Source organism: Acinetobacter sp. V91_7, from assembly GCF_031799075.1.
Classification (GTDB): domain Bacteria; phylum Pseudomonadota; class Gammaproteobacteria; order Pseudomonadales; family Moraxellaceae; genus Acinetobacter; species Acinetobacter calcoaceticus.
This window is the reverse complement of record NZ_JAVQNT010000042.1, coordinates 24,638-50,612: the sequence shown is the minus strand read 5'-3', so window position 1 is coordinate 50,612 and position 25,975 is coordinate 24,638. Positions and strand designations below refer to the sequence as shown.

At 39.2% G+C, this 25,975-nt stretch carries 28 protein-coding genes; 10 read left to right on the top strand and 18 right to left on the bottom strand.

Annotated elements, in window-relative coordinates:
* Positions 1 to 59: 59 nt before the first annotated feature.
* The gene (locus RMB03_RS14475) at positions 60 to 413 is read left to right on the top strand and encodes a multidrug efflux SMR transporter (RefSeq protein ID WP_132071591.1); all 354 of its coding nucleotides are present in this window, start codon (positions 60 to 62) and stop codon (positions 411 to 413) included.
* Positions 414 to 463: 50 nt separating this feature from the next.
* On the opposite strand, the gene RMB03_RS14470 is transcribed toward RMB03_RS14475, so the two are convergent.
* The 3 genes from RMB03_RS14470 to RMB03_RS14460 form a co-directional block, all read right to left on the bottom strand.
* On the bottom strand, positions 464 to 907 hold the full coding sequence (locus tag RMB03_RS14470; RefSeq protein ID WP_017392465.1) for a VOC family protein: 444 nt from the start codon (positions 905 to 907) through the stop codon (positions 464 to 466).
* A gap of 130 nt (positions 908 to 1,037) precedes the next feature.
* The gene (locus RMB03_RS14465) at positions 1,038 to 2,213 is read right to left on the bottom strand and encodes an acetyl-CoA C-acyltransferase (RefSeq protein WP_311076708.1); all 1,176 of its coding nucleotides are present in this window, start codon (positions 2,211 to 2,213) and stop codon (positions 1,038 to 1,040) included.
* 108 nt (positions 2,214 to 2,321) lie between these two features.
* The gene (locus tag RMB03_RS14460) at positions 2,322 to 2,837 is read right to left on the bottom strand and encodes a GspH/FimT family pseudopilin (RefSeq protein ID WP_281832804.1); all 516 of its coding nucleotides are present in this window, start codon (positions 2,835 to 2,837) and stop codon (positions 2,322 to 2,324) included.
* A gap of 379 nt (positions 2,838 to 3,216) precedes the next feature.
* On the opposite strand from RMB03_RS14460, the gene omp38 reads away from it, so the two are divergent.
* On the top strand, positions 3,217 to 4,260 hold the full coding sequence (omp38, locus tag RMB03_RS14455; protein WP_205468557.1) for an outer membrane protein Omp38: 1,044 nt from the start codon (positions 3,217 to 3,219) through the stop codon (positions 4,258 to 4,260).
* 124 nt (positions 4,261 to 4,384) lie between these two features.
* Here the strand turns inward: omp38 and RMB03_RS14450 are convergent, their stop codons facing one another.
* The 5 genes from RMB03_RS14450 to RMB03_RS14430 all read right to left on the bottom strand — a co-directional run bounded on the left by RMB03_RS14450 (position 4,385) and on the right by RMB03_RS14430 (position 9,947).
* Entirely contained in the window at positions 4,385 to 4,543 is a 159-nt protein-coding gene (locus RMB03_RS14450; protein ID WP_005036254.1) for a hypothetical protein, read from the bottom strand.
* A 3-nt stretch (positions 4,544 to 4,546) separates the two neighbouring features.
* Positions 4,547 to 5,752 (bottom strand): RtcB family protein, encoded by a 1,206-nt coding sequence (locus RMB03_RS14445; RefSeq protein WP_311076707.1) that lies wholly within the window; start codon positions 5,750 to 5,752, stop codon positions 4,547 to 4,549.
* Positions 5,753 to 6,029: 277 nt separating this feature from the next.
* Positions 6,030 to 7,490 (bottom strand): amino acid permease, encoded by a 1,461-nt coding sequence (locus RMB03_RS14440; RefSeq protein WP_209735060.1) that lies wholly within the window; start codon positions 7,488 to 7,490, stop codon positions 6,030 to 6,032.
* Positions 7,491 to 7,511: 21 nt separating this feature from the next.
* Positions 7,512 to 8,525 carry a class I SAM-dependent methyltransferase gene (locus tag RMB03_RS14435; RefSeq protein WP_311076706.1) on the bottom strand — a complete coding sequence of 338 codons (1,014 nt, stop codon included), beginning with the start codon at positions 8,523 to 8,525 and terminating at the stop codon, positions 7,512 to 7,514.
* Between the two features lie 63 nt (positions 8,526 to 8,588).
* Complete coding sequence (locus RMB03_RS14430) at positions 8,589 to 9,947, bottom strand: uracil-xanthine permease family protein (RefSeq protein WP_209831976.1); 1,359 nt, start codon at positions 9,945 to 9,947, stop codon at positions 8,589 to 8,591.
* 177 nt (positions 9,948 to 10,124) lie between these two features.
* Here RMB03_RS14430 and typA point away from each other — a divergent pair, with 177 nt between their 5' ends.
* The 3 genes from typA (at position 10,125) to RMB03_RS14415 (ending at position 13,142) form a co-directional block, all read left to right on the top strand.
* On the top strand, positions 10,125 to 11,960 hold the full coding sequence (gene typA, locus RMB03_RS14425; RefSeq protein WP_005036264.1) for a translational GTPase TypA: 1,836 nt from the start codon (positions 10,125 to 10,127) through the stop codon (positions 11,958 to 11,960).
* Positions 11,961 to 12,215: 255 nt separating this feature from the next.
* Positions 12,216 to 12,647, top strand: coding sequence for a large conductance mechanosensitive channel protein MscL (gene mscL, locus RMB03_RS14420; protein WP_005036267.1), 432 nt, complete (start codon positions 12,216 to 12,218; stop codon positions 12,645 to 12,647).
* 141 nt (positions 12,648 to 12,788) lie between these two features.
* Positions 12,789 to 13,142 (top strand): gamma-glutamylcyclotransferase family protein, encoded by a 354-nt coding sequence (locus RMB03_RS14415; protein WP_311076705.1) that lies wholly within the window; start codon positions 12,789 to 12,791, stop codon positions 13,140 to 13,142.
* A 16-nt stretch (positions 13,143 to 13,158) separates the two neighbouring features.
* Here the strand turns inward: RMB03_RS14415 and RMB03_RS14410 are convergent, their stop codons facing one another.
* On the bottom strand, positions 13,159 to 13,443 hold the full coding sequence (locus tag RMB03_RS14410) for a peptidylprolyl isomerase (RefSeq protein ID WP_311076704.1): 285 nt from the start codon (positions 13,441 to 13,443) through the stop codon (positions 13,159 to 13,161).
* An 18-nt stretch (positions 13,444 to 13,461) separates the two neighbouring features.
* Positions 13,462 to 14,286, bottom strand: coding sequence for a bifunctional DNA-formamidopyrimidine glycosylase/DNA-(apurinic or apyrimidinic site) lyase (mutM, locus tag RMB03_RS14405; protein ID WP_311076703.1), 825 nt, complete (start codon positions 14,284 to 14,286; stop codon positions 13,462 to 13,464).
* 76 nt (positions 14,287 to 14,362) lie between these two features.
* Between mutM and RMB03_RS14400 the strand changes: the two genes are divergently transcribed.
* From RMB03_RS14400 to RMB03_RS14385, 4 genes are all read left to right on the top strand, one after another.
* Complete coding sequence (locus RMB03_RS14400; RefSeq protein ID WP_311076702.1) at positions 14,363 to 14,929, top strand: DNA-3-methyladenine glycosylase; 567 nt, start codon at positions 14,363 to 14,365, stop codon at positions 14,927 to 14,929.
* Between the two features lie 133 nt (positions 14,930 to 15,062).
* Positions 15,063 to 17,192 (top strand): TonB-dependent receptor, encoded by a 2,130-nt coding sequence (locus tag RMB03_RS14395; protein WP_311076701.1) that lies wholly within the window; start codon positions 15,063 to 15,065, stop codon positions 17,190 to 17,192.
* A 9-nt stretch (positions 17,193 to 17,201) separates the two neighbouring features.
* Positions 17,202 to 18,311, top strand: coding sequence for an NADH:flavin oxidoreductase/NADH oxidase (locus RMB03_RS14390; protein WP_311076700.1), 1,110 nt, complete (start codon positions 17,202 to 17,204; stop codon positions 18,309 to 18,311).
* 56 nt (positions 18,312 to 18,367) lie between these two features.
* Positions 18,368 to 19,291, top strand: coding sequence for an AEC family transporter (locus RMB03_RS14385; protein WP_311076699.1), 924 nt, complete (start codon positions 18,368 to 18,370; stop codon positions 19,289 to 19,291).
* A 34-nt stretch (positions 19,292 to 19,325) separates the two neighbouring features.
* Here the strand turns inward: RMB03_RS14385 and RMB03_RS14380 are convergent, their stop codons facing one another.
* From RMB03_RS14380 to RMB03_RS14365, 4 genes are all read right to left on the bottom strand, one after another.
* Positions 19,326 to 20,150 (bottom strand): tetratricopeptide repeat protein, encoded by an 825-nt coding sequence (locus tag RMB03_RS14380; protein ID WP_005036282.1) that lies wholly within the window; start codon positions 20,148 to 20,150, stop codon positions 19,326 to 19,328.
* 184 nt (positions 20,151 to 20,334) lie between these two features.
* Positions 20,335 to 21,045 (bottom strand): DsbC family protein, encoded by a 711-nt coding sequence (locus tag RMB03_RS14375; RefSeq protein ID WP_005036284.1) that lies wholly within the window; start codon positions 21,043 to 21,045, stop codon positions 20,335 to 20,337.
* Positions 21,046 to 21,194: 149 nt separating this feature from the next.
* Positions 21,195 to 21,917, bottom strand: coding sequence for a folate-binding Fe/S cluster repair protein (locus RMB03_RS14370; RefSeq protein ID WP_311076698.1), 723 nt, complete (start codon positions 21,915 to 21,917; stop codon positions 21,195 to 21,197).
* Positions 21,918 to 21,976: 59 nt separating this feature from the next.
* Positions 21,977 to 22,093, bottom strand: coding sequence for a hypothetical protein (locus RMB03_RS14365; RefSeq protein ID WP_311076697.1), 117 nt, complete (start codon positions 22,091 to 22,093; stop codon positions 21,977 to 21,979).
* Positions 22,094 to 22,132: 39 nt separating this feature from the next.
* Here RMB03_RS14365 and RMB03_RS14360 point away from each other — a divergent pair, with 39 nt between their 5' ends.
* On the top strand, positions 22,133 to 22,585 hold the full coding sequence (locus tag RMB03_RS14360) for an SRPBCC family protein (RefSeq protein WP_005050025.1): 453 nt from the start codon (positions 22,133 to 22,135) through the stop codon (positions 22,583 to 22,585).
* 45 nt (positions 22,586 to 22,630) lie between these two features.
* Here RMB03_RS14360 and RMB03_RS14355 read toward each other — a convergent pair whose 3' ends face one another.
* The 4 genes from RMB03_RS14355 to rutC form a co-directional block, all read right to left on the bottom strand.
* Entirely contained in the window at positions 22,631 to 23,503 is an 873-nt protein-coding gene (locus tag RMB03_RS14355) for an NAD(P)-dependent oxidoreductase (protein ID WP_311076696.1), read from the bottom strand.
* A gap of 15 nt (positions 23,504 to 23,518) precedes the next feature.
* Positions 23,519 to 24,871 (bottom strand): pyrimidine utilization transport protein G, encoded by a 1,353-nt coding sequence (gene rutG / locus RMB03_RS14350; RefSeq protein WP_311076695.1) that lies wholly within the window; start codon positions 24,869 to 24,871, stop codon positions 23,519 to 23,521.
* 30 nt (positions 24,872 to 24,901) lie between these two features.
* Positions 24,902 to 25,492, bottom strand: coding sequence for an NADH-dependent FMN reductase RutF (rutF, locus tag RMB03_RS14345; RefSeq protein ID WP_311076694.1), 591 nt, complete (start codon positions 25,490 to 25,492; stop codon positions 24,902 to 24,904).
* Positions 25,493 to 25,558: 66 nt separating this feature from the next.
* The gene (rutC, locus tag RMB03_RS14340) at positions 25,559 to 25,942 is read right to left on the bottom strand and encodes a pyrimidine utilization protein C (RefSeq protein ID WP_002116077.1); all 384 of its coding nucleotides are present in this window, start codon (positions 25,940 to 25,942) and stop codon (positions 25,559 to 25,561) included.
* Positions 25,943 to 25,975: the final 33 nt, after the last annotated feature.

Here is a 25,975-nt window from a genome sequence, read left to right as displayed (position 1 = left end):
GAACTTAGGTTCAGCTTTTTTTATAAATAATTTTTAAATGACTTAACTGAAGAACAAGAATGCTAGGCTTAATTTCAAAAATAAATCCCGGTGCTTGGTGGCTATTATTTGCCATCGCGACGGATGTACTCTCCACATTCTATTCTGCAAAAGGTAATGGCTTAGTTAATAAGACAGCTCAAGGTATTGCTCTGATTCTATATATGATCTCTTTCGCTTGTGCTGCCATTGCTTTGAAATATATGCAGGCTGGAATTTTGTATGTACTTTGGTCTGGAATTGGCGTATTAGCGACAGCTTTTCTGGCAAAGATTTTTCTTGGGCAAAATATTGATGTGGCAGGGTGGGTTGGAATTGGTTTCATTACGGTGGGGCTGATGATTATTGCTCAATATTCCAATATCGATATTTAGAACCTCATAGAAATATCAGAGTACTTCTATGAGGTTAAGTGTTGAAAATATTAAGTATCAAGCTGGCAGTTGATCATCCATTTTATGCCAAATTGATCGGTAAAAGCGCCGTACAATGCGCCCCAGAACGTTTTTTCTAGAGGCATTTCGATTTGACCATTTACAGATAAAGCATCAAAAAGTTGTTTTGCTTTTTCTTGCTCATCTTTTTCAAGATTAATCGAAATGTAGTGATTATTACCTTGGGTAAAAACGCTGTTAGGGGCACAGAATTGATCATTTGTATCTGATGCCATAAGTACCGTATATTCATTAATTGGCAGTGAAACATGAAGAACTAGATTCTTATCAGCTTCCGATAAAGTCACGCCTTCAGTAGGTGGCATATCGCCATAGCGGCTCAACATGCCAAACTCACCGCCAAAAACTGACTTATAGAAATTAAACGCTTGCTCTGCCTGACCTTGAAAGTTGAGATAGTGATTGAGTTGCATTGTTATAGTCCATTGTTGTTTTCATTTAGAAGAATAAGTTAAAACGTAAAAGTGATTTTGTGGGTCATTTTTTGTAGTTTTTTCATAAAAAAATCCCGCCGAAGCGAGATTTTGAAATATTGTTTTTTAATTAAATGAGTTCAATTGCAACGGCTGTAGCCTCACCACCACCAATACAAAGAGCAGCAATACCTTTTTTACCGCCAGTGCGTTTAAGAGCATGGATCAATGTAAGAATAATACGAGAACCTGTAGAACCAACAGGATGACCTAATGCGCAAGCACCACCATTGATATTTACTTTTTCAGCATCAAGTTTGAAATCATCAATTGGGCACATGGTGACCATGGCAAAAGCTTCGTTAATTTCCCATAGGTCGACATCTTGAGCATTCCAGCCAGCTTTTTTCAGAACTTTCTCAATGGCACCAACAGGAGCGATTGTAAATTCAGAAGGGTGCTGAGAGTTTGATGCTGTTGCGATAATTTTAGCAAGTGGCTGTAAACCGCGTTGAGCAGCAACGTCACTTGATGTCAGTACTAATGCAGATGCACCATCCGAAATAGAACTCGCGTTTGCTGCGGTGATTGTTCCGTCTTTTGCAAAAGCTGGTTTAAGTGAAGGAATTTTGTCGATCTTTGCATTTAGAGGTTGTTCATCTTGATCAACAACAACATCGCCTTTGCGACTAGGTACGGTAACCGAAACAATTTCATCTTTGAAATAGCCTTCAGTAATCGCTGTTTGAGCACGTTTCAAAGAACGAATTGCAAAGTCATCCATTTGCTCGCGTGTATAGCCACGTGTGTTTGCCATATCTTGAGCAAAAGAACCCATTAAACGACCAGTTTCAGCATCCTCAAGTCCATCAAGAAACATATGATCATTAATTTCGCCGTGACCCATACGATAGCCAGCGCGTGCTTTTGGTAAAACATAAGGCGCATTTGTCATGGACTCCATACCGCCCGCAACAACAATTTCAGCACTGCCTGCTTTAATCATATCGGTTGCTTGCATTACTGCTTTCATGCCAGAGCCACAAAGCTTATTAATCGTTACTGCACCTGTGGAATCCGGCAAGCCAGCTTTGCGCATTGCTTGACGAGCAGGGCCTTGTTTTAAACCAGCAGGAAGAACACAACCCATAATGACTTCTTCGACATCAGTAGGTTGTAAACCTGCTCTTGCGATTGCTTCTTTAATGGTTACAGCACCTAGTTCAGGCGCAGTAAGTCCCGATAACGATCCTTGAAAACCACCCATGGCAGTACGAGCACCATTAACAATTACGATGTCAGTCATTGTTCTAATCTCCAGTTGTTCTTAATCTCAAAATAAGAAATGTTTAAAACCTAGGCAGTATATTGCAAAAATCAGAGAGAAATATCTTCTGCATTAGACTGTAGAGTTCTAACAATTTTTTAAATCTTCTAAACGAATATGTCCCATTTTGCTGAGAACCAATTTAAAGTTTTTAAGCTGATCATAAGAACAATAAGTAAAACTGCCATTAGACTCACGTGGCAATCCAGTGTCTCCCTGAAATACAATACTATTTAATTTTTTTCCAAATTTTTGAAATTTTAAAGAACCATAACGATGATTAAGTTCAACATTGGTCAATATCTCTTCGTCGCTTTCTCTCTGTAGATTATGATTTATGTCTACAAAGCTTATAAGGCTTGTATCCCAATTACTATTACATAGCGTTAAATCAACACTTGGGCAAAGTACTACACTCTTATGTCGTAGAATTGCGTCGTATTTGGCTTTTTGTATATGAATTGTCAGTAGTCGAGAAGTGTTTTTTAATTCTACCGAAGCCATAAATTGATGGTATAAAGGAAGAGCTATAGTGAACATAATCATAAGAATTGCGAGCGTTATGATGAGTTCCATTAGTGTGAAACCAGGAGATTTAAACATTAAAATTCCTTAATATATAAAGAAATATTTTGATTTTATGCGTTCTATCAATGATTTATATGGCTTTTTATAATGAGGAAACACAAAATTAAATAAAGGTTATCAGGACGCTAGAATACTGGTAAAATCACCCTAAGCGAAAGAAAGAAGTTGTTCATATTTGCTAGTTGAGTAAAAAATTACCGAATTACAACGGAAATTGTAAGTAATTTTGTCAATAATTTACTTGATTAAAATTATCAAGCACTTGGAAAGTCTATCAAGTGTTTGTATGATTCAAATGTGAATAGCTTAAAAATAATACTGGGGTAAAAATATCTCAGGGGCCAATAAATTTAGGCTGAGCTTGAACAACAATTGTTATCTCTGGAGGATATCCATGAAATTGAGTCGTATTGCACTTGCTATGCTTGTCGCTGCACCTTTAGCTGCTGCTAATGCTGGCGTAACTGTTACCCCTTTATTGGTAGGTTATACTTGGCAGGATAGTGACCACAACAACGATAAATTAACAGATCATGCTGAATTACAAGATGATTTATTCGTTGGTGCTGCACTAGGTGTTGAATTAACTCCTTGGTTAGGTTTCGAAGCTGAATATAACCAAGTTAAAGGTGATCTTGATGGTACTGGCGTAGCTGGTGCTGAATATAAACAAAAAACTATTGCTGGTAACTTCTACGCTACTTCAGATTTGATTACTAAGAACTACGACAGCAAATTCAAGCCGTACGTATTATTAGGTGCAGGTCAAACTAAAACTGAGTTTGATGGTATCTATGAAGACAAGAAAGATACAATCGGTAATGCTGGTGTAGGTGCTTTCTATCGTTTGAATGATGCATTATCACTTCGTACTGAAGCTCGTGGTACTTATGATTTTGATGAGAAATACTGGCGTTATACAGCTCTTGCTGGTTTAAACGTAGTTCTTGGTGGTCACTTGAAGCCTGCTGCTCCTGTAGTAGAAGTTGCTCCAGTTGAACCAACTCCAGTTGCTCCACAACCACAAGAGCTAACTGAAGACCTTAACATGGAACTTCGTGTGTTCTTTGATACTAACAAATCAAATATCAAAGACCAATACAAGCCAGAAATCGCTAAAGTTGCTGAGAAGTTAACTGAATACCCTAACGCTACTGCACGTATCGAAGGTCACACAGATAACACTGGTCCACGTAAGTTAAACGAACGTTTATCTTTAGCTCGTGCTAATTCTGTTAAATCAGCTCTTGTAAACGAATACAACGTTGATGCATCTCGTTTGTCTACTCAAGGTTTCGCTTGGGATCAACCGATTGCTGACAACAAAACTAAAGAAGGCCGTGCTATGAACCGTCGTGTATTCGCGACAATCACTGGTAGCCGTACTGTAGTTGTTCAACCTGGTCAAGAAGCGGCAGCTCCTGCAGCAGCTCAATAATTTGAGTTCTTGAACAGTAAAAAAGCGACTCGTTAGAGTCGCTTTTTTTATTGCGATTTTTAAAATATTTAATCATTTCTATGTCTCCTTCATAATAATTTCTTTTGTTTACTGTCTAAAATATTTACCAATCACCCTTTCTCAATTGCTGTTTAGTATCTTGTCTATCTCTACGATGTTGGGCACGCGGCTTTTCCGTTTCATGCATCCCGCCTTTGTGAAGTAAAGGAGAAAGAGCTACTTGATTACGGACTTTGATCTTTGACATTTCTTTAATTTTCATATTTTAACCCTTAATACATAAAACTTGTTTAAGTGTGTGGACAACTTCAATGAGGTCAGCCTGATTTGCCATGACTTTATCAATATCTTTATAAGCACTTGGGATTTCATCGACAACCCCACTGTCTTTACGGCATTCAATACCTTGGGTTTGTTCAATAAGATCTTGCTGGTTAAAAAGATTTTTTGCCCTGCTTCGACTCATCTTACGACCTGCGCCATGAGAACAAGAACAAAATGACTCAGCATTTGCTTTACCTCTAACGATATAAGATCTTGCTCCCATTGAACCTGGGATAATGCCTAATTCATCTAAACCCGCACGAATTGCGCCTTTTCGGGTAATCAATAAATTTTCACCAAAATGTGTTTCACGGCTTACATAATTATGATGACAATTAATAGCCTCTTTTGTCATTTGAAAAGAAGGTAGAAAAGGGCGAATTGCCTCTAATATTAATCGCATCATTTCTTTGCGATTTTCAAAAGCATATTCTTGAGCCCATTCTACCGCTTCCACATAATCATCGAAGCTTTTTGAGCCTTCGGCAAAATAACTCAAATCTTTATCAGGTACATGACCAAAACGATGCTGAGCTTCTTTCTTGGCTAACTCAATAAAATAAGTGCCAATAACGTTACCAAGTCCTCTGCTACCCGAATGCAGCATAATCCATACGTCTTGATTTTCATCAATACAGAGCTCGATAAAGTGGTTGCCGCCACCTAAAGTGCCCAATTGTTTTTGCCATGTCGCATCAAATTGTCGGAGCATCCGGACAAGACCAGGATGCTTTTTGATAATCGGCTCTAAGCTTTTCTCAAGTGGAGTAATGCTTGAAGCTTTTGCCTTGACCTGTTTATGTAAGGCAAATCCAACGGGGACTTTGCGCTCAATAGCATCGCGTAAACGACTTAAACTATCTGGCAATTGAGAAGCCTTTAGACTTAAACGAATTGCATTCATCCCACAGCCAATATCTACGCCTACAGCAGCAGGAATAATGGCATGTTTAGTCGGAATAACACTTCCTACTGTAGCGCCTTTCCCGACATGAACATCTGGCATAACTGCAATATGAGAATAGATAAATTGCAACTGAGCCATTTTCTTGAGTTGTTCAATACTTTCACTATCTATATCTTGAGTGAAAATTTTAACGGGAACACCATACAGTGCCTCCTCGTTTAATATTTTTTGTATGCCCATAATTTTTTCTCTTATTTTTGTCCGAGCAGGCATAAAAAAACCTAGCGAATGCTAGGTCTTAAATTTGAGCATTCGGACAAGTGAAGTGAATTTGTACACTTGTCCGTGAGCTGACATCGTGCCAAATTATTTAGTCTGTTTTACCTTGTAGTGTTGGCATGATGTCCTCCTTATTTAAAAGTGCCGTTGAAAATCTGAACGGAATTTTACGCTTTTTTAATCAAAGATCAAGTTTTTGATCTTTGATTAACTTTAAATTACCTATTGGAACTGACTTTTAATCTTGTTCAGGTTTGACGTTCATCTGATCATAAGGGATGAGTTTGGTTTTATTTTTCCACTTATAGCCTAACCAGATAATTAAGAACAATGGCAAGCTAATATAGGTTGAAAGTAGGCCTAACCAGTCAATTTTTCCACCTAAAATGGCTTGATAGTTTTGTCCCAAAATAATGATTGAACATAGGATAAATGCAAACCAAGGTGCAAATGGGAAAAATTTGGCACGGTATGCTAAATCTTCTAATTTATAGCCTTGAGCAATATAACCTTTGCGGAAACGATAGTGCGAAATAGCAATTCCTAGCCAAACAATAAAACCGCACATACCTGACATATTGAGTAGCCAGTTAAATACTTGCTTTTCACCAATAAAGGTTGTTAAAAAACAAAATGCAGCAATAAATGTTGTGGCATATAGTGCATTCATCGGAACGCCACGACCATCAAGTTTTGCAAACCACCTTGGAGCACGGCCTTCTTGAGCCATTTTAAATAACATACGGGTTGAAGAATACATGCCCGAGTTACCTGCAGATAAAATAGCGGTAAGAATGACAGCATTCATTAAACCAGCAGCAAAGGCAAAGCCAACTCTTTCATAGAGTAAGGTAAATGGAGAAAGCGCAATATTTTCAGTGGTAGCAGCTTGCAACAAATTTGGGTCATCATAGGCAATGAGAGTGCCGATAATGAAAATACATAAGATATAAAACAGTAAGATTCGCCAGAAAATCTGTTTGATTGCAAGTGGAATCGTTTTCTTTGGATCTTTTGATTCACCAGCAGCAACGCCAACCATCTCAGTTCCTTGGAAAGAGAATCCGGCAATCATTGCAACACCGATCATTGCCTGTAAACCACCTACAAAAGGTGCTTCTTTATAGGTCCAGTTTCCAAAAGCTGCGACACCTGGAGTTAGCATAATCTTAATGATCATGGCTAAACCAATGATAATAAAGGCAACGATGGCGATCACTTTTACCATAGAGAACCAGAATTCGCTTTCGCCGAATCCCTTTACTGTCATGGCATTAATCATAAAGATAACGATAAGGAACAGGGCACTCCAATAGAATCCTGGTATATCAGGGAACCAGAATTTCATAATAAACTGAACTGCAACAAGTTCGAATGCAACCGTAATTGCCCAGTTGTACCAGTAGTTCCAGCCTAGAGCGAAACCAAAGCCCTCTTCGACATAGCGACTGCCGTATGTAAAAAAAGCACCAGAAGTTGGGGTGTGGGTTGCAAGCTCACCTAAGCTGGTCATTAAGAAGTAAATCATAATACCAATGAGAGAGTAGGCGAGTAGCGCTCCACCCGGACCAGCATTTGCAATGGTTGATCCAGAAGCAAGGAAGAGGCCTGTACCAATGGAACCACCAATGGCGATCATATTCAGATGACGAGCCCCAAGCTTACGCTGGAGTTTTTCAGGAGCATGTGTTTCGCTCATGGAGATTCCTTACATAGTTTGTTATGCACAGGCATATAACACCTTAAAGCCTTGAAGATCAGTTTTAATCTGGCACTGACCAAAGTGCTTCTCAATTAAGATCGGATAGTTTAAAAAACGGTTTGCTACAATCCATAGCTCACCTGATGCCTTTAAATGTTTTTTAGCGTTCTGGCAGAGTCCTTCACTTGCATCATAGTTGGTATGAATACCTTGATGAAAAGGAGGATTACTGACAATGGCATCGAGTTCTGTTGGAGCGTCTGCAATACCTATAACGGGCTGCAATCTCAACTGGTCTGAACCTATTCCATTTCGACTAAAAGTCATTTCCGTTGACCGTAAAGCGAAAGCATCAATATCTAGGGCGTGAATAATATTACTTGAATTTATTTTTGCCAAATAGCAACTGATAATTCCAGCACCACACCCGAAGTCGGCAATTCTACCTGATTTCACCTGATTAAGATAAGGGAGTAAAACAGCAGTTCCGACATCTAGATGATTTTGGCTAAAGACACCGGGTAGGGCGCAAATCGTAAGCTCTTGTTCATTCACTTGAACAGTATAAGTTTTAAGCCAGCTTTCCAGAGGTTTGATCTTTTCAGTTTTCTCAATCTTTAAATGCCACAGCTGACAGTGGCGGGCACTATCAAGTTTTAGTACTTTGCCGAAGTTTTGTAATTGTTTGGCGGCTCTTTCTACGCCACCCTTTTTTTCACCGACTAAAAAAACAGCTTGATCGGTTTTAAGATGACTCATCACTCCATGCAATATGTAATTCAAGAGCTCTTTAGATTTTGGAACAAAAATGATTGCTTGGTCGAATTCTTGTGATGGAAACTCAACTGAGAAGTGTGCTTCTGTTCCACTATTAATAAATCCCTGATAGTCGGCATGGTTCCATGTCCAGACTGACGCATCAGTCCCAGTGGGTAATTGACTGACTAAGGCATCATTCGGTGCATTAATTAACAAGATTCTACCTTTTAAATAGTCTTGCTGTCTTAATACCACTTCACTTCTAGGATCCATGTACATCTCTCATGAAGAAGAATGCCCAGTGGGAGCTGGGCAGTAATCAAAATTAAAAGTTAGTTATTTATGAGTTTCAGGAAGCACGACATTTAAAATCAATGCTGCTATACCACCTGTTGCCACGCCAGAGCTAAAAATATTTTTAAATAATTCTGGAAGGTGCTCTAAAATTTGAGGAACTTGAGCAACACCTAAACCTAATGCAAGTGAGATGGCAATAATTAATAATGCTCGGCGATCAAGATGAACTGAAGACAGTATATTAATACCTGATGCAGCCACTGCACCGAACATTACCATAACAGCGCCACCTAACACCGCTTGAGGAACTGCTTGTATCACACCAGCTACCGCAGGAAATAGACCTAATAAAATCAGTAAAATGGCAATCCAGATACCTACATAGCGGCTAGCAACCCCAGTTAATTGAATTACACCATTATTTTGAGCGAAAACAGAACTAGGGAACGTGTTAAATAATCCTGCCAATAAAGAGTTTGCACCATTAACTAACACGCCACCTTTAATACGCTGCATCCATACTGGACCATTAACAGGTTGGTTGGAAAGTTTACTAGTTGCTGTCACATCACCAATTGCTTCTAAAGAGGTCACCAAATAAATGAATGCCATTGGAATGAACAATCCCCAAGAGAAGCTCAAACCAAAGTGCATTGGTGTCGGAATTTGTACGAGTGGCGTATCTTTAATACCAGAGAAATCTAGATGTCCCATAAATCCAGCAAGAATGTAACCACTTACTAAAGCGATTAAAATAGCTGAGCTTTTAATCCAAACCACTCGAATACGATTTAGAACAACAATAATGGCAAGTACGGTACATGACATAATAAGGTTGTCTGCACTTGCAAAAGTATGATCTTGCATGGCTTGGTAGCCACCACCCATACTAATCAAGCCTTCTTTAATAAGTGTTAAGCCAATTAATAGAACAACAATACCGGTCACCAAAGGAGTAATTAGTCTTTTTACCCATGGAAGAATTTGCGAAACACCCATTTCAATGAAGGAACCTGCAATGACCACACCAAATATTGCAGCCATGACTTGGTTTACAGGTGTTCCTGCGGCAACCATTGCACTACCAATCCCAATAATAGGACCAATAAAGTTAAAGCTTGTGCCTTGAACAATAAGAAGACCGGCACCAAATGGACCAACTTTTTTACATTGTAAAAATGTAGCAATGCCCGAAATCACCAAAGACATCGATAAAATCATGTTAGTTTCAGTGCGTGAAACACCTAAAGCTAAACAAATTAAAAGGCCAGGCGTAACAATTGGTACAATAATCGCAAGCAAATGTTGAAAAGCTGCTAAAAAAGCTATCAACGGTTTTGGCCGATCATTTAAGCCATAAACAAGGTCTAAATGGTCTTGGGAATGTTGACTGGACATGGGTGTAGGTACGCCGCAATTTCGCAAATTGGCGCTATTCTAATCGAGATAACTATCTTTACAAAACGAAATACAGGCTATTAGAAATTTTTTTGTCAATGTCAATAAACTGTCACTACTCAAGAGTAGTGTTTTTCTGTATAATTTGCCCTCAAATTTCAGGCGTTTCGAATTTTCATGTCAGATATCAAAAATCTCCGTAATATCGCAATTATTGCGCACGTCGACCACGGGAAAACCACACTTGTCGATAAACTTCTTCAGCAATCAGGTGCTCTCGGTGACCGAGCAGGCGAGATTGAGCGTGTCATGGACTCGAACGCGCTTGAAAGTGAACGTGGTATTACCATTCTTGCAAAGAACACTTCTATTACTTGGTTAGATAAGCGTACTGATACAACTTACCGTATCAACATCGTTGACACCCCGGGACATGCCGACTTCGGTGGTGAAGTAGAACGTGTATTGTCGATGGTTGACTGCGTATTACTGCTCGTTGATGCTCAAGAAGGTCCAATGCCACAAACTCGCTTTGTAACTCAAAAAGCGTTTGCTCGTGGTTTAAAACCAATCGTTATTATTAACAAAGTTGACAAGCCAAGTGCGCGTCCAGACTGGGTTATTGATCAAGTATTTGATTTATTTGATAACCTTGGTGCAACTGATGAACAATTGGATTTCCCAATCGTTTATGCATCAGGTTTACGTGGTGTTGCAGGTCCTGCACCTGAAGAACTTGCGGAAGACATGACGCCGTTGTTTGAAACGATTGTAGACATCGTTGAACCACCAGCAGTTGATGCTGACGGTCCATTCCAAATGCAGATTTCTTCACTTGACTATAACAGCTTCGTAGGTGTTATCGGTGTTGGTCGTATTCAACGTGGTTCAGTAAAATTAAATACTCCTGTTACTGTAATTGACAAAGAAGGCAATACACGTAACGGCCGTATCTTAAAAATCATGGGTTACCATGGTTTAGAGCGTATTGATGTTGATTCAGCATCTGCTGGTGATATCGTATGTATTACTGGTATCGATGCGCTTAACATTTCTGACACGATTTGTGATCCGAAAAATGTTGAAGCATTACCAGCTTTATCTGTAGATGAACCTACAGTATCTATGACATTCCAAGTAAACAATTCTCCGTTTGCTGGTAAAGAAGGTAAGTTCGTAACTTCACGTAATATCCGTGAACGTCTAGATCGCGAATTAATCCATAACGTAGCTTTACGTGTTGAAGATACTGACAGTCCAGACCGTTTCAAAGTATCTGGTCGTGGTGAACTTCATCTTTCAGTTCTAATTGAAAACATGCGTCGTGAAGGTTTCGAAATGGGCGTGTCACGTCCACAAGTAATCATGAAAGAAATCGACGGTGAAAAACAAGAGCCTTACGAAAACGTAACTTTTGACGTTGAAGAACAGCACCAAGGTTCTGTTATGGAACAAATGGGCTTCCGTAAAGGCGAAATGACCAATATGGAAGTTGACGGTAAAGGCCGTATCCGTATTGAAGCAACTGTTCCTTCACGTGGTTTGATCGGTTTCCGTTCTGAATTCTTGACCATGACTTCTGGTACAGGGATCATGACATCAAGTTTCTCGCATTATGGTCCAGCAAAAGCAGGTACTGTTGCGAAACGTCAAAATGGTGTATTGATTTCAATGGTTCAAGGTACTTGCTTGGGCTATGCATTATTTACACTTCAAGACCGTGGTCGTTTATTCGCGAAACCACAGTTAGAAGTATATGAAGGCATGATCATCGGTATTAACTCTCGTTCAGATGACATGGTTGTTAACCCAACTAAAGCGAAACAGTTAACTAACGTTCGTGCATCTGGTACTGATGAAGCATTAACTTTAACACCTGCAATGGAATACACGCTTGAACAAGCGCTTGAATTCATTGAAGATGATGAATTAGTTGAAGTTACTCCAAAATCAATTCGTATCCGTAAGCGTTACTTGACTGAAAACGAACGTAAACGTAACCGTGATAAATAATTTTTCTTAAGTGAAAAAGAAAAAACCGCTAAATTAATTTAGCGGTTTTTTTAATCGTTATATTTGCAATTAAACTAAGCTTAAAATCATATTTTTCTTCTCAGTTAATATGTTGTTAAAGTGTGAAATAACTTTCTTTTTTTGATAAAAATATTAAATTATCAATATCATGGCGAGTACTATCTAAATGGATAAGATGCCAATGAAAAAGAAAAATATAACGTGTTTTAACCCCCGACATCTGGAGATGTTTAGATGAGTATTATTCAAGAATTTAAAGAATTTGCCGTGAAAGGCAATATGATGGATTTAGCCATTGGTGTGATTATTGGTGGTGCTTTTGGCAAAATCGTAGACTCTTTAGTAAAAGATATTATCATGCCGCTTATCACTGTAATTACGGGTGGTGGTGTTGATTTTTCGCAGAAATTCATTGTTCTAGGAGCAAACCCTGCCAATCTGCAATCTTTAGATGCTTTGCAAAAAGCAGGTATCAATGTTTTAACCTATGGTAATTTCCTCACCATTTTAATCAACTTTATTATTTTGGCTTGGGTTGTGTTCTTAATGGTGAAATTATTAAACAGACTTCGCCGTGATAAGAACGAGCCAGAAGCTCCAGCTGCAACTCCTGAAGATATTCAATTATTGCGTGAAATTCGTGATGAGTTGAAAAAGCAAGCTTAACAATATTTTGAATTAATAAAAAACGGTACTTAAGGTGCCGTTTTTTATTACTAAGTATTTTATGTTGGAGTAAAGATATTGATAAAATTGAAAGGCTATCGATAAGTTCAATTACACATATTGTAAAAGGGGTATAAATAAATGAATCAGCTTTTTGTGTATGGAACCTTATGCCCAAATAAAGCAAATGCTCATATTTTAGAGCAGATTGGCGGTAACTGGATAAAAGCCAGTGTGCGTGGTGTGATTCATATTTTAGATTGGGGACCCGACAAAGGCTTAAAAGCAATTGTTTTAGACGCAAAAGCCGATTGGGTAGAGGGTTATCTGTTTAGCACAGAAAAACTGGCAGAAAACTGGCAGATGCTTGATGATTTTGAAGGTTTTCAATATCAACGTGTCATAGCAGATGTGAAGCTTGAGTCGGGTGAACAGATCAAAGCTTGGACATATCAACTGAATGCACAGGCTCAAGCTTCCAAAAACTACAATTAAAATAATGGAATCAACGTTAGCTACTCATTCTGAATTTAACTTCTAAAAGATGATAACCAAATTGGCTTTTTATTGGTCCTTGTAGTACACGCTCAGCGGCTGTAAATACCACTTTATCAATCACTGGTACCAGCTGTCCTTTTTTGACTTCGCCTAATTCACCACCGCGTTTTGCTGAATTACAAGTTGAATATTGCTTGGCAAGTTTGGCAAAGTCAGCACCACTTTGTAGCTTCTTTTTTAACTGTTCAGCTAAGTCTTTATCTTTGACCAGAATATGTCGGACGATTGCTGTTTGCATTATGACTTCCTCTGAAAATTAGAGCTTATTGGGCTTTTTGAGGGGTTGGCACTCTGGGCAAAATACACTTGCACGTTGTCCAAGTTTCAAGTTTTCTAATGTGGTTTCACAGTTAACACACATCTGTCCGGCACGTCCATACGCCAAAAGGGTCTGTTGGAAATAACCATTTTCACCCATGGCATTGCTGTAATCACGTAAGGTCGAACCACCCAAATCAATAGCAGATTTTAAAATCCGTTTAATCTCGATAACTAGCTTTTCAATCTGCTGAAAACTTAAGTCGCCAGCTGGCTGAGCAGGGTGAACTCCGACATTAAATAAACTTTCAGTTGCATAAATATTGCCAACACCAACCACAACATGATTATCCATAAGTGCAATTTTTGTGCCGACAGATTTATTTTTAAGTTTTGAAGCTAAATATTCTGCATTAAAGTCAGTACTTAAAGGCTCGGGCCCTAAAGTATCAATTAACTTCCCTTGTGTTTCAGAGTTTAGCCAGAGAATGCAGCCAAAGCGACGCGGGTCATGATAACGTAACTCATGTTCCTCAAAGCGAATGATGAAGTGATCATGTTTTCTCAGCTCATCATTTGGCTGACACAAGCGGAAGCTGCCTGACATTCCTAAATGCCAAAGCATTTGATCTTGTTCAAAGTTTGCCAAGATATATTTTGAGCGTCGATTTAATCCAATAAGACGTTGCCCAACAAGTTTTTGAACATCATCTGGTATTGCCCAGCGTAAGCTCGGGTTACGTACTTCTACACTTTGAACTTTTTGATTCAATAAGGGAAATAAACTGGTTTTAGTTGTTTCGACTTCGGGTAACTCAGGCATCGCCAACTCGCAGAATTAACAGATATACTGGAATAATCAAGTATATCGTGTGGTATGTAATATTTCAGAGATTACTATGTCAGATATTTTACCATTAAGCTGGTTTCAACGTGAAACTTCACAGGTTGCTCATGATTTAATCGGATGCGTGTTATGTAAGCGACAAGCTGATGGACACGTCATTCGATGTACGATTACCGAAACCGAAGCTTATTTAGGAATTCGAGACAAAGCTTGCCATAGCTACAATGATAAACGTACAGCTCGAACAGACGTGATGTATGGTTTAGGTGGCACGATTTATGTCTATTTAATTTATGGCATGTATGAAATGCTCAACCTCATTACTCAGACAGAAGGTATCCCTGAAGGGGTAATGATTCGTTCTGCATTTTTGAATGGTGCTTCAACCAAAAAAGAATATAAGCTTTTAGCTGGACCTGGAAAACTCACAGGATATTTAGGCATTGACCGTAGTTTAAAAGGCCAAACTTTAGGTGAAGAATCTGGGCTATGGATTGAAGCAGCATCCACTCAGCCTGAAGTGGTGATGACACCGCGTATCGGAATTGATTATGCCGAAGAAGCAAAAGAGTGGCTTGAGCGATATTGCTGGAAAGATCATCTGTCTTTAAGTCGTTAATTAAACTAGGTAGTAAGTTCTTAGATAGTGATTAAGTGTGTTCCAGATTTAAAACAATGCAGAGCGAATTCAATATCCAGACAAGACACTGCTTTTTGTTATCATAACTACAATATAAATAAAGGAAATAAGCATGTCCTTATTACGCTTAGACCGACTTCATTACTGTATTTTGATGAGTATGGGTTGTATTTCTAGCCCACTTGTTTGGGCAGATGACTTAGCTCAAGACATTACGGTATTGCCAACTTTACATGTTGAAGCAACGCGTACCGATACAACCTATTTGCAAACACCAGCTTCAGTTTTTAGAGTTGATGCGCCTCAAGCGGATACTTCCTCACAAGTAAATTTAACTGAAGTTGTAAAAGGCATACCGAGTTTACAGATTCGTAATCGTGAAAATTATGCACAAGATTTACAGCTCTCCATGCGTGGTTTTGGTGCACGTTCAACTTTTGGTGTTCGAGGTATTCGCCTGTATGTGGATGGTATTCCTGCAACAATGCCGGATGGACAAGGCCAAACGTCTAATATCGATTTAAGTAGTCTGGACCATGTTGAAGTTCTAACAGGACCTTTTTCTTCACTTTATGGAAACTCATCGGGTGGGACGATTTTAACTTCTACTAAAGAGGGGCAAGGCAAAGATTCAATTGAGTTGAGCTATTCGGGAGGCAGTCACGATAAAAGCCGAGCAGGACTCGTGCTACAAGGTGGGGGAAAGGGTGCGAATGAACCAAGTTATGTTATTAGTTCATCATACTTCGATACTGATGGTTACCGAGAACATAGCGGTGCAGAAAAAGTACTAAATAATGCAAAGCTCAGTTGGAATCTTGATGATGGCAGCAAAATTAACTGGGTGACCAACTATGTCAAAATCCATGCGGATGATCCACAGGGTCTAACTCATGACCAGTGGAATGCGAACCCAAAGCAACAAGTTCCATTTTTAAAGCAATTTAATGTCCGTAAAGATATTGAACAAACTCAAACTGGCGTGACGTGGTCTAAGCCGATTAATGATAAAAATGAACTCTATGCCATGGCATATTTAGGTAATCGCCAAGTTACTCAATATCAATCTATTCCTAAATCAACACAAGATGCCAGCATCAATCATGCAGGTGGCGTGATTGATTTTGAGCGTAATTATTATGGTGCTGATTTCCGTTGGACGGGTAAAGAGTTACTTCCCAATACGACTGTAAGTGTCGGTGTTGCACTTGATACAATGGATGAAGACCGCAAAGGTTTTGAAAACTTTAACTTAGTAAACGGTCAACCTTCTTATGGTGTCAAAGGTAATTTACGCCGTGATGAAGATAATACTTTGTGGAATATCGACCCATACTTACAAGCATCTTGGCAGTTCTTACCAACATGGCGTTTAGATACGGGTGTACGCTATAGCAATGTCCATTATAAGTCGGAAGATCGCTATTTAAGTAATGGCGACGATAGCGATAAAACTGATTACGATAAAGTATTACCGTCAGCTGCTTTAAGTTGGCAAATTTTACCTGAACTTATGGCGTATGTGAGTTATGCGAAAGGTTTTGAAACACCGACATTTACTGAAATGGCATATCGTCCAGATGGTTTGAGTGGTTTTAATTTTGGTTTAACAGCATCAACAAGTGATACCTATGAAACAGGTTTAAAGTCACAAAATCATTTGGGTGATTTTACTTTGGCAGTTTTCCAAACTAAAACTAAAGATGACATTGTTTCAGCAGGGAATTCTAACGGCCGTTCAACGTTCCGTAATGCAGATAAAACCTTACGTGAAGGTGTTGAGTTTGCTTGGAATAAAAAGTTGTGGCGAGATTTAACAGCGACTGCGAGCTATACATATTTGGATGCAACTTTTGATGCGGATATTCCAGCCTCAGGAAGTGTTGCTCAAATTCCATCAGGGAATGCCATCCCAGGTATTGCTAAAAATCAGGCTTATGCATCTTTGGCTTGGCAACCATCGCACGGTCTATATGGTGGTGTAGATGTACAGTATATGGATAAAGTATACGTGAATGATACCAACAGTGACGCAGCGCCAAGCTACAGTGTAACCTCAGCTAATGTTGGTTATGCATGGGTAATGGGCGACTGGAAAGTGAATAGCTTTGCCCGTGTTGATAACCTATTTGATAAAAACTATGCAGGTTCAGTGATCGTAAATGACGGTAATGGACGCTACTTTGAGCCAGCGGATGGACGTAACTGGAGTGCAGGTTTACGTGTAATTAAGCAATTCTAGGAATTAAAAATGGCAAAATTATTTGAAACGGTTAACTTTAGTTCACTACAACTGGTCAATAGAATTGTAATTGCCCCAATGTGCCAATATTCGGCAACAGATGACGGTGAAGTGACCTATTGGCATGAACAGCAATGGGCAAATTATGCATTATCTGGTGCAGGGCTTTGTATTGTAGAGGCGACTGCGGTACAAGCTGAGGGACGTATTAGTTATGCGGACCTTGGACTTTGGAATGATCAGCAACGTGACCAAATCAAAACGTTATTGGGGAAAGTTAGAACACTTTCACCCATGCCATTTGGAATTCAGTTAGCGCATGCAGGTCGTAAGGCTTCTACTGAAAAACCATGGTTAGGGAAAGGGCAAATTGCAAAAGATCAGCCACATGGTTGGCAAACTGTTGCCCCAAGTGAAAGTACCTTTTCCGTTCATGATGCTGCACCGCATGCTTTAACCATTGATGAAATTAAACAAGTTCAACAAGACTTTGCAGCAGCAGCAAAACGTGCCGTAGAAGCTGGCTTTGAGTTAATCGAAGTTCACGCTGCGCATGGTTACTTATTACATCAATTCTTATCGCCAATTGCGAATCAGCGAACTGATGAATATGGTGGTTCTTTAGAAAACCGTATGCGCATGACACTTGAGGTTCTTCAGGCGATTAAACTTGCTGTTCCTCCTGGTTATCCAGTGGGAGTTAGATTGTCTGCGACCGACTGGTTGGACGGTGTAGAACACTGGGATGTTGAATCTACCGTTGGTTTATCAAAAGCTTTAGAGCAGTTGGGCGCAGCCTATGTGCATGTGTCTAGTGGTGGTTTGCACGAGCACCAATCTATTCAGATTGGAGCTGGCTACCAAGTTCCTTTTGCTGAACAAGTCAAAAAGCATGTGTCTATTCCAGTCATTGCTGTAGGGCTGATTACCGAACCTGAACAAGCAGAAAGTATCCTTACTTCGCATCAGGCCGATGCAATTGGTCTTGCTCGTGCCATGTTATATGACCCAAGATGGCCTTGGCATGCAGCAGCGGCTTTAGGCGCGGAAGTTAAAATAGCACCTCAATATTTACGTTGCCAACCTCACGGGGTAAAACAGCTTTTTAATTCTTTTTAACTGTATCGGGCAAAGTCATCTTTGCCCGTTTTTCTTTAGATGAGTGAGGTCGTTCGGTGGTTTTTCAGGTTATTTTGCCTATCTTGATATTGCTATTGATAGGCTATGTTTGTGTTCTCATCAAATTGGTAACGCCTGAACAGATCCGGGCACTTAGCGCATTTGTGATTAAAATTTCTTTGCCAGCTTTTTTAATTCATTCTTTAGCAAATAAAAACTTACAAGACATTTGGCATCCTGCTTATTTTGTTGCTTATGGCGGTGGCTCTTTAATTTTATTTTTCTTAGCTTTTATTCTTTATCGAAAATATTTTAAAAATAGTTTAACCCATAGCGCCGTAATTGCGATGGGCGCTTCGATGTCCAATACTGGGTTCATGGGAACTGCTATTTTGACTATGTTGATTGGCAATCACGCTGCGATTTATATTTCTTTAACGTTAATCATTGAAAATTTATTGATTGTGGCACTCATGCTGATTTTGGCCGAAGCTGGCTTACATCAACAACAGAATCTTTTACCGCTTTTAAAACAAACCTTTTTGAATTTACTCAAGAATCCAGTGATTATCGCTATTTTGGTTGGGATGGGATGTATTCTTTTAGATGTTAACCTTCCTACGACTCTTGATCAGTCTTTAGAGTTACTTGGGCGCACGGCATCACCTTTGGCTTTGTTTGCAATTGGGGGAAGCTTAGTTGGAATTGGAATTACAACAGTAAACATGCAAAGTGTTTTATTGGCGACATTTAAAGTTATCCTGATGCCATCTGTTATTTTTGCACTCTTTTTAATCACTCCAGATGTAAGCCGTGAAATGCTTTACGCTGGAACATTAATTGCTGCTTTACCGATGCCAATTGCTTTTGGAATTTTTGGACAAGCATATGGTTTAAATGAAAAGGCCTTAACACCTTTAATGATTAGTACAGTTGTTGGTTTTATTGGGGTGAGCGGACTTATTGCTTTGTGGTGGTAAATTAAAAAGCCCCTTCCGGGGCTTAAGTCATTCACTATTTTTTCGGGGCTGGTTGTGCTGGAGCAGTGGCTGGTTGTTTACTTTTTTCTGCAATAATTTTATCAACCGAAGCTAAAGATTCTCTAGCATTCGGAACATTTTGGTTAGCTAACTCAGTAAAAATCTTTTTAGCCTGTGGCAAATTTTGCGGAATGATATTGCCATTGGCCATCATGGTCGCTAAAGCCATAGAAGCTGGTGCATAACCTTTTTGTGCAATTGATTGTAAGGACTCAATGCCTTGACGTTTCATGAGTGGGTTTTTATTTTCCACACCTTGGCTAATATCATAAAGCGCTTTGACCTGAATCGCTGGGTAGTTGCCCTTTCTAATTAAAGGCGCTAACTTTTGCAGAGCGATTTGATGTGATTGCGGTTTTTTCTGAGCAAATAAAATCGTAGCAATTTTTACAGTCGCATCATCAGAACCTTGAGCCGATGCTTTTTGAATATATTGACTGAATTTGTTGCTATCTTTGGCAACGCCTAGTTCACCTGTCTCATAGATTTGAGCGAGTGTATAACTCGCTTGGGCATAACCTTTATTTGAGGCATCTTCATAATACTTAAGGGCTTTAGAAGAATCTTTTGCTGTTCCTTGCCCAGTTTGGGTCATATAGCCTAAGTTATAGATGGCTTGAGCATTACCTGTTTGAGCTAGGCGTTGCATTTCCTGAAATGCGGCTGGGTAATTTTTTGCTGCATACAGTTGTTCAGCTTGTTTAAAAGCATCTGTTTTAGCAGCAGTCGTAGTGTTATCTGCCGCAAAAATTGATGCACTTGAAAGGGTGATTAGGCTTGCGATTAGTAATTTCTTCATTTCTTTTTAACCTTTTACTTCGTAGCTACATCATTCCATTGATGCATTAAATAGTTTCAAGTTCTCATCATAAATCTTGAACGCTGAAAGTAAACAGCCGATTTGTATATGAAGCACTGCACTTTGGGCAAATTGTGGAGAAAAAATACCCACTCATGTCAATAAACCATAGTGGGTAAGATTCTTATTTTGCTGACTTGAGTAATGCTTCAATTTGTTTAGCATCACTCGGTACACCCGAGATTCTTTGACCATCTTGCAAGAATAGGGTAGGCGTTCCATCAATATTTAATTTATTACCTAAAGCTATGTTTTTCTGGATTGGTGTCGAACAGTTTTTGCTGGTCGTAGGTAGCTTGCGGTTAAGCATATAGTTGGTCCATGCCTCTGCCGGATTCTTTGAACACCAGATTTGATTTGAAACTTTTTCGGCGTTCGGATGCAGACTGGTAAGAGGGTAAAGGAAGACATATACCGTTACGTTATCAACCCCAACCATATTTTGTTCTAAGTGTTGGCAATATGGGCAGTCAGGATCGCTAAAGATATAGATCGTGCGTTCGCCTTTTCCTTTTACATATTTAATCGCTTGATTGAGCGGTAAGCTTTTAACATCAATCTTACCCAATTCAGCAATTCGCTCATCAGTCATATTTTTTTGTTGTTTAATGTCGACTAAATTACCTACAAAAAAATACTTGGCTTCTTGATTGGTATAGACAATACGACCACTTGTATACACTTCATAAATGCCTTGTACAGGAGATTGATAAACACCCTTTACAGGCAAATCGGGATAATTTGTCTTAAGATTTTGTTCAAGTGTTTTAACATCAGCATGAGCAGAACCGAAAATAGCCAAACTCAACATGAGTGTAGCAAGTTTAGTCTTCATCTTTTTTCTCTTTAATTTCAACAGGGTTAATGATGGCATATAAAACTTAAAAAATTGACGTTCTAATTTAATGAATTCATTAGTATTTTGTATCTATAAAAAAGCCCACAAGTTTATAGGTGGGCTTTCCAGCTTAAACAAATAATGAGTTATTGTGGTCTGGCAACATCACCGCTTAAGGCTTCAGGTAAATCAAGAACTTGAAGGCCCAGCTCTTCTAGAGCAGCAGGTTTAGCCACAACTAAAGCAAGATAACCTTCCTCATTTGCAACACTATTGACGACTTCAATATCGTTATGGAGTTGAGCTTTCGCCGCAGGTGCTTCACCTGTACCTTGCACTAGATGTAACCAGTGTTTTGGTTTTGCTTTAAACCAAAGGCGCGCCACAATTTCCTGACCTAGGTAACAGCCCTTATCGTAATTAACGCCTTCGCGTTGGTGCAAACGTAATTCTTGAGGTTGAAACTCGTGTTCTGTTGCCTGTGTAATCCAAGCTTGGCCAGAAAGAATAGCTTGTTTTTGCCATTCAGAAATATCAGTTTCTAGTGCAGAAAACTCAGTCTGATGACCAGAGATTTTTGGAAAAGCAGGACCTTGTTCATTCAAAGTCATTTTCGAAAAAGCACCAAATTTTTTAATATGTTTGGCAAACTCTTCTGCTTGATCTTGAGCAACTACAATTTCAAAACTTTCAGCATTAATCTTTTTTAACCACAAGCCAAAGTGGATACGACCTTTAAGATCACAGATGGCTGTATAGCGTGTTTCATTTTCAGCTAAACGTTCAGTATCTACAGTAACTTGGCCTTGTAAAAACTTTTGTGCATCTACACCGTTTAAAGCATATGAGGAGAAAGCGAGCAGACTCATGATTAATCTCAAATTCAATATGTTTCTTTATGATTGCCGACTATTTTGCTCCATTTTTACTAAAAAATCAGCCATAGTTTTTGTATTTTGATTTTGCATAAAAGATAGCTTTTTTGTTTAAAAAAACACCAAAAATATACGTTCGGATGAATCCTAAGGTTTAAGCTAATAGCCATAATTTCGATAATTCAAAGGAAATTAAAATAAGGAGAATAATGATGGCAACAGGTACAGTGAAATTTCATCGAGTGTTTAAGGCACCAGCCGAGCGTGTTTATCGTGCATTTTTAGATCCAGACGCTTTAGTAAAGTGGTTACCACCTCATGGTTTTACCGCAAAGGTTCATAGTTTTGATTCAAGTGTGGGTGGCTCATATAAAATGAGTTTTACCAATTTTTCGACAGGTTCAACACATGCTTTTGGTGGAACCTATGTTGAATTAGTTCCAAATGAATTAATTCGCTATAACGACCAATTTGATGACCCAAATTTACCCGGTACGATGCAGGTCACCATTACATTAAAAACGGTATTGGTAGGTACAGAAGTACACATTACGCAAGAAGGAATACCTGAAGTTATTCCTGTAGAAGCGTGCTATTTGGGATGGCAAGAATCCTTATCTTTACTTACCTTATTAGTTGAAGCTGAAATCCCAGATCAATAAAGTCACTCTATTTTCTTATAAAAGAGTAGGTCACGCGACCTACTCTTAACATAGCTCTAGTTGGTTTTTTTGTTCCAATATTTTAACTATGGCTGAAAAATCGACTTGTTGTGCATCGATTTTAGAAATCTGATTAAACTGTTGCTGAATAAGACTAAAAGCTGGAAGTTCCAAATTATTTTGAGTAACGAGATTTAGTGCAATTCCAATATCCTTTTGTAATAAATCTAATGCAAAAGTTTTTTCAAATTTGCGGTTTAAAACACGTTGCATCATGATGTGCTCTGAAACGTTACTTTTGCCACTAGAGTGGTTAATACAGTTCATTGCGGAGTATAAATTTACACCTTGAGATTTAAGGATACTTAATCCCTCTGCCAACGCCCAAAGATGTGTTGCCATTAATGTGTTATTGATGGCTTTTACTGCAAAGGCAGCACCGCTTCCGCCGACATATTCAACTAAATTAGCAAATGCTTGAATGATGGGTTTTGCTCTTTTAAAAGCAGACTCATCGCCTCCAACCATTACCGTAAGTGTTCCTCGTTCAGCTCCAATTGTTTGTCCTGAAACTGGTGCATCTAAATAATCAACTCCACTTAATTTGAGCTGTTGGCTGAGTTTTCTTGCAGTCTCTGGCACACCGCTAGTGCAATCCACCCAAATACAGCCTTGTTTTAGTTGAGAATCCGCAATTAAATTTTCTACATCTTGGCTAGTCGGTAGGCATGAAAAGATAATATCTGCTTGCAGAGCTTGTGCTAGATCTACAGCCTGCGTATCAAAGGTTTGTTCATGTTGCTTTGCTTTAGTGAAAGTACGATTCCAAACATAGACTTGGCTACATACTTGGGTTAAATGGGAAGCCATATGCCATCCCATTGCACCTAAACCGATAAATGAAACACTTTGAATCAAGGAGTTTCTCCAAAATTAGAGATGTGGGACAGAATTAAGCGGTTCTACTGATTTTTCAATAGATTGACTTTGGGATTTTTCTGTTCTGTTGAGTAATAGGTTAAGAACTATTGCTGCAAGTGTCGCAGTTCCAATACCCCCTAGGTCAAATGGCCCAATATGTAGACTTAAATTACCAGCACCCATAATCAGGCTGACTGCTGCAATAATTAAAGTACTATTTTTGGTGAAATCAACTTTGTTATCGATCCAAATTTTTGCTCCTGCTACAGTAATTAAGCCAAAGACAACAATGGACGCACCGCCTAATAGAGCAACAGGGATGGTGCTAATAATTGCTCCAAATTTAGGGGATAGACCGAGTAGAATTGCAAATAGTCCCGCAACCACAAAAATAGTCGTTGAATAGACTTTAGTTACAGCCATTACTCCAATATTTTCAGCATAAGTCGTCATACCTGTACCCCCAACAGAAGCTGATAAACTTGTACAGATACCATCTGCAAAAAAAGCACGACCCATATATGGCGATAAATTACGTTCTGTCATGGCAGAAACTGCTTTAAAATGTCCTAAGTTTTCAGCGACTAAAATAAGCGCAACAGGTGCAATCAATAAAATAGCTTTGGCATTAAAAACAGGTGAGTGAAAAGTTGGTAGGCCAAACCATGCAGCTTGACTGATCGCATTAAAATCGATGGGTTTGCCTAACCCTAAGATATTGGTGAGTAGAAAATAAATAAAATAAGCACTGATGAGCCCGATGAGTAATAGAAGGCGGCGAATCATACCTCTTGTAAAAACGGCAACAGCACTAATGCATAAAATGGTAATTACAGCCATCCACGTATCAAAGCTATTTGTCGAAACGCTTTTAATTGTTACAGGTGCAAGGTTTAAACCAATAATCATGACAATTGCACCAGTGACCACGGGTGGCATGAGTTTTTCAATCCATGCGGTTCCAGTTTTCATGACAATTAAACCGATGCATGCATAAATCAAACCACAAATGATTGTGCCACCAAGGGCCACAGCTAAATTTGGATTTAATCCAACGCCTGCATAGCCTGTGGCTGCAGCAACTGCGCCAATAAAAGCGAAGCTTGATCCAAGATAGCTCGGCATACGCCCACCTGTAATTAAAAAGAACAAGATGGTGCCGATACCAGTAATAAAAATGGTGAGGTTTGGATCAAAGCCCATGAGTAACGGAGCTAAAACAGTCGCTCCGAACATAGCAAAAGCATGTTGTAACCCCAAAACAATACTTTTACCGGGAGGGAGATATTCATCAATTTGTACGGGAGTTTCTAAATTACCTGTGTGCGGTTTAAATTTAGGAAACCAAGATTCTTTTGTTCGCATAACAGATCCTCTTTTTCATTTTTATCTGCATTAGCATGCTATTTGTAATTCGCAATAACTGCGGTTGAAGTACATAAGTGCATTAAACCCACTTTGATGTTTCATTGCTTTGACTGCACAAAATAAGACATCATGACTACCGATACTCATGCTTTGTACAATTTCACAATCAAATGACACCAAGGCCTCATTCAAAATCGGAGAACCAGTGATTAGCTTGCTCCATTCCCCCTGAGCAAAGCGTTCTGGCATTGGCGTTTTCCCGCCAAATATTGTAGATAGCGTACTTTGATGGGCCGCTAAAGTATTGACGCAAAGAACCTCATTTTGTTTAAAAGTATTAAAAACTGATGCTGAGCGGTTGAGACAAACCAATAGTGTCGGTGGTGTATCGGTTACGCTGCATACAGCGGATGCTGTGAAACCTGCTTGTCCCGCAGACCCATCCGTCGTGATGACATTCACTGCTGCTCCAAGATTTGCCATGCCTTGTCTAAAAGTGTGCTGATCTACTTCTAGGTGTGTGGAACATGGATGAGTCTGTTGAACAACAGATGGTGTTAAAACCTTTTTCTCTTCTATTTTTTGCATGATTGCTCTCCAACCCCAATGCATGATCATTACAATGAATCGAGGCTAAAACATCACATCAGTTATGATGCTGAAGGTTTTTGTCAGTGACATCGTTTATCCCACATGGGCAATCGATGCAATTTCAATTAAGGCATCGGGTTTCACCAAGCCGCACTGGATACAAAAGCGAGCAGGTTTGTCACCCGGAAAGTATTCGGCATATACCGTATTCACTGCGGTATAGTCCGCCCAATCTTTAATGAAAATGGAATTGAACGTTACGTCATCCATGGTGCCACCCGCAGTTTCAATCACTTTTTTGATTGTTTCTAAAATATGGCGAGTCTGTCCTGCAGCATCACCAATACAAACCACATTATTATTTTCATCAAAAGCCAATGTGCCTGAGACATACACAATATTGTCCGCTTTGGTTGCAGGAACATAGGGTGCAAGTGGTGCCGATGTTCCTTCAGGGATAACAACTTGTTTAGACATAAAATGCTCCAAATCAAAAAATTTTAGATAAAA

Coding starts and splice junctions, on each gene's coding strand:
- RMB03_RS14475 (WP_132071591.1), top strand. CDS start 60: ATGCTAGGCTTAATTTCAAAAATAAATCCCGGTGCTTGGTGGCTATTA.
- RMB03_RS14470 (WP_017392465.1), bottom strand. CDS start 907: ATGCAACTCAATCACTATCTCAACTTTCAAGGTCAGGCAGAGCAAGCG.
- RMB03_RS14465 (WP_311076708.1), bottom strand. CDS start 2,213: ATGACTGACATCGTAATTGTTAATGGTGCTCGTACTGCCATGGGTGGT.
- RMB03_RS14460 (WP_281832804.1), bottom strand. CDS start 2,837: ATGTTTAAATCTCCTGGTTTCACACTAATGGAACTCATCATAACGCTC.
- omp38 (WP_205468557.1), top strand. CDS start 3,217: ATGAAATTGAGTCGTATTGCACTTGCTATGCTTGTCGCTGCACCTTTA.
- RMB03_RS14450 (WP_005036254.1), bottom strand. CDS start 4,543: ATGAAAATTAAAGAAATGTCAAAGATCAAAGTCCGTAATCAAGTAGCT.
- RMB03_RS14445 (WP_311076707.1), bottom strand. CDS start 5,752: ATGGGCATACAAAAAATATTAAACGAGGAGGCACTGTATGGTGTTCCC.
- RMB03_RS14440 (WP_209735060.1), bottom strand. CDS start 7,490: ATGAGCGAAACACATGCTCCTGAAAAACTCCAGCGTAAGCTTGGGGCT.
- RMB03_RS14435 (WP_311076706.1), bottom strand. CDS start 8,525: ATGGATCCTAGAAGTGAAGTGGTATTAAGACAGCAAGACTATTTAAAA.
- RMB03_RS14430 (WP_209831976.1), bottom strand. CDS start 9,947: ATGTCCAGTCAACATTCCCAAGACCATTTAGACCTTGTTTATGGCTTA.
- typA (WP_005036264.1), top strand. CDS start 10,125: ATGTCAGATATCAAAAATCTCCGTAATATCGCAATTATTGCGCACGTC.
- mscL (WP_005036267.1), top strand. CDS start 12,216: ATGAGTATTATTCAAGAATTTAAAGAATTTGCCGTGAAAGGCAATATG.
- RMB03_RS14415 (WP_311076705.1), top strand. CDS start 12,789: ATGAATCAGCTTTTTGTGTATGGAACCTTATGCCCAAATAAAGCAAAT.
- RMB03_RS14410 (WP_311076704.1), bottom strand. CDS start 13,443: ATGCAAACAGCAATCGTCCGACATATTCTGGTCAAAGATAAAGACTTA.
- mutM (WP_311076703.1), bottom strand. CDS start 14,286: ATGCCTGAGTTACCCGAAGTCGAAACAACTAAAACCAGTTTATTTCCC.
- RMB03_RS14400 (WP_311076702.1), top strand. CDS start 14,363: ATGTCAGATATTTTACCATTAAGCTGGTTTCAACGTGAAACTTCACAG.
- RMB03_RS14395 (WP_311076701.1), top strand. CDS start 15,063: ATGTCCTTATTACGCTTAGACCGACTTCATTACTGTATTTTGATGAGT.
- RMB03_RS14390 (WP_311076700.1), top strand. CDS start 17,202: ATGGCAAAATTATTTGAAACGGTTAACTTTAGTTCACTACAACTGGTC.
- RMB03_RS14380 (WP_005036282.1), bottom strand. CDS start 20,150: ATGAAGAAATTACTAATCGCAAGCCTAATCACCCTTTCAAGTGCATCA.
- RMB03_RS14375 (WP_005036284.1), bottom strand. CDS start 21,045: ATGAAGACTAAACTTGCTACACTCATGTTGAGTTTGGCTATTTTCGGT.
- RMB03_RS14370 (WP_311076698.1), bottom strand. CDS start 21,917: ATGAGTCTGCTCGCTTTCTCCTCATATGCTTTAAACGGTGTAGATGCA.
- RMB03_RS14365 (WP_311076697.1), bottom strand. CDS start 22,093: ATGGCTATTAGCTTAAACCTTAGGATTCATCCGAACGTATATTTTTGG.
- RMB03_RS14360 (WP_005050025.1), top strand. CDS start 22,133: ATGATGGCAACAGGTACAGTGAAATTTCATCGAGTGTTTAAGGCACCA.
- rutG (WP_311076695.1), bottom strand. CDS start 24,871: ATGCGAACAAAAGAATCTTGGTTTCCTAAATTTAAACCGCACACAGGT.
- rutF (WP_311076694.1), bottom strand. CDS start 25,492: ATGATCATGCATTGGGGTTGGAGAGCAATCATGCAAAAAATAGAAGAG.
- rutC (WP_002116077.1), bottom strand. CDS start 25,942: ATGTCTAAACAAGTTGTTATCCCTGAAGGAACATCGGCACCACTTGCA.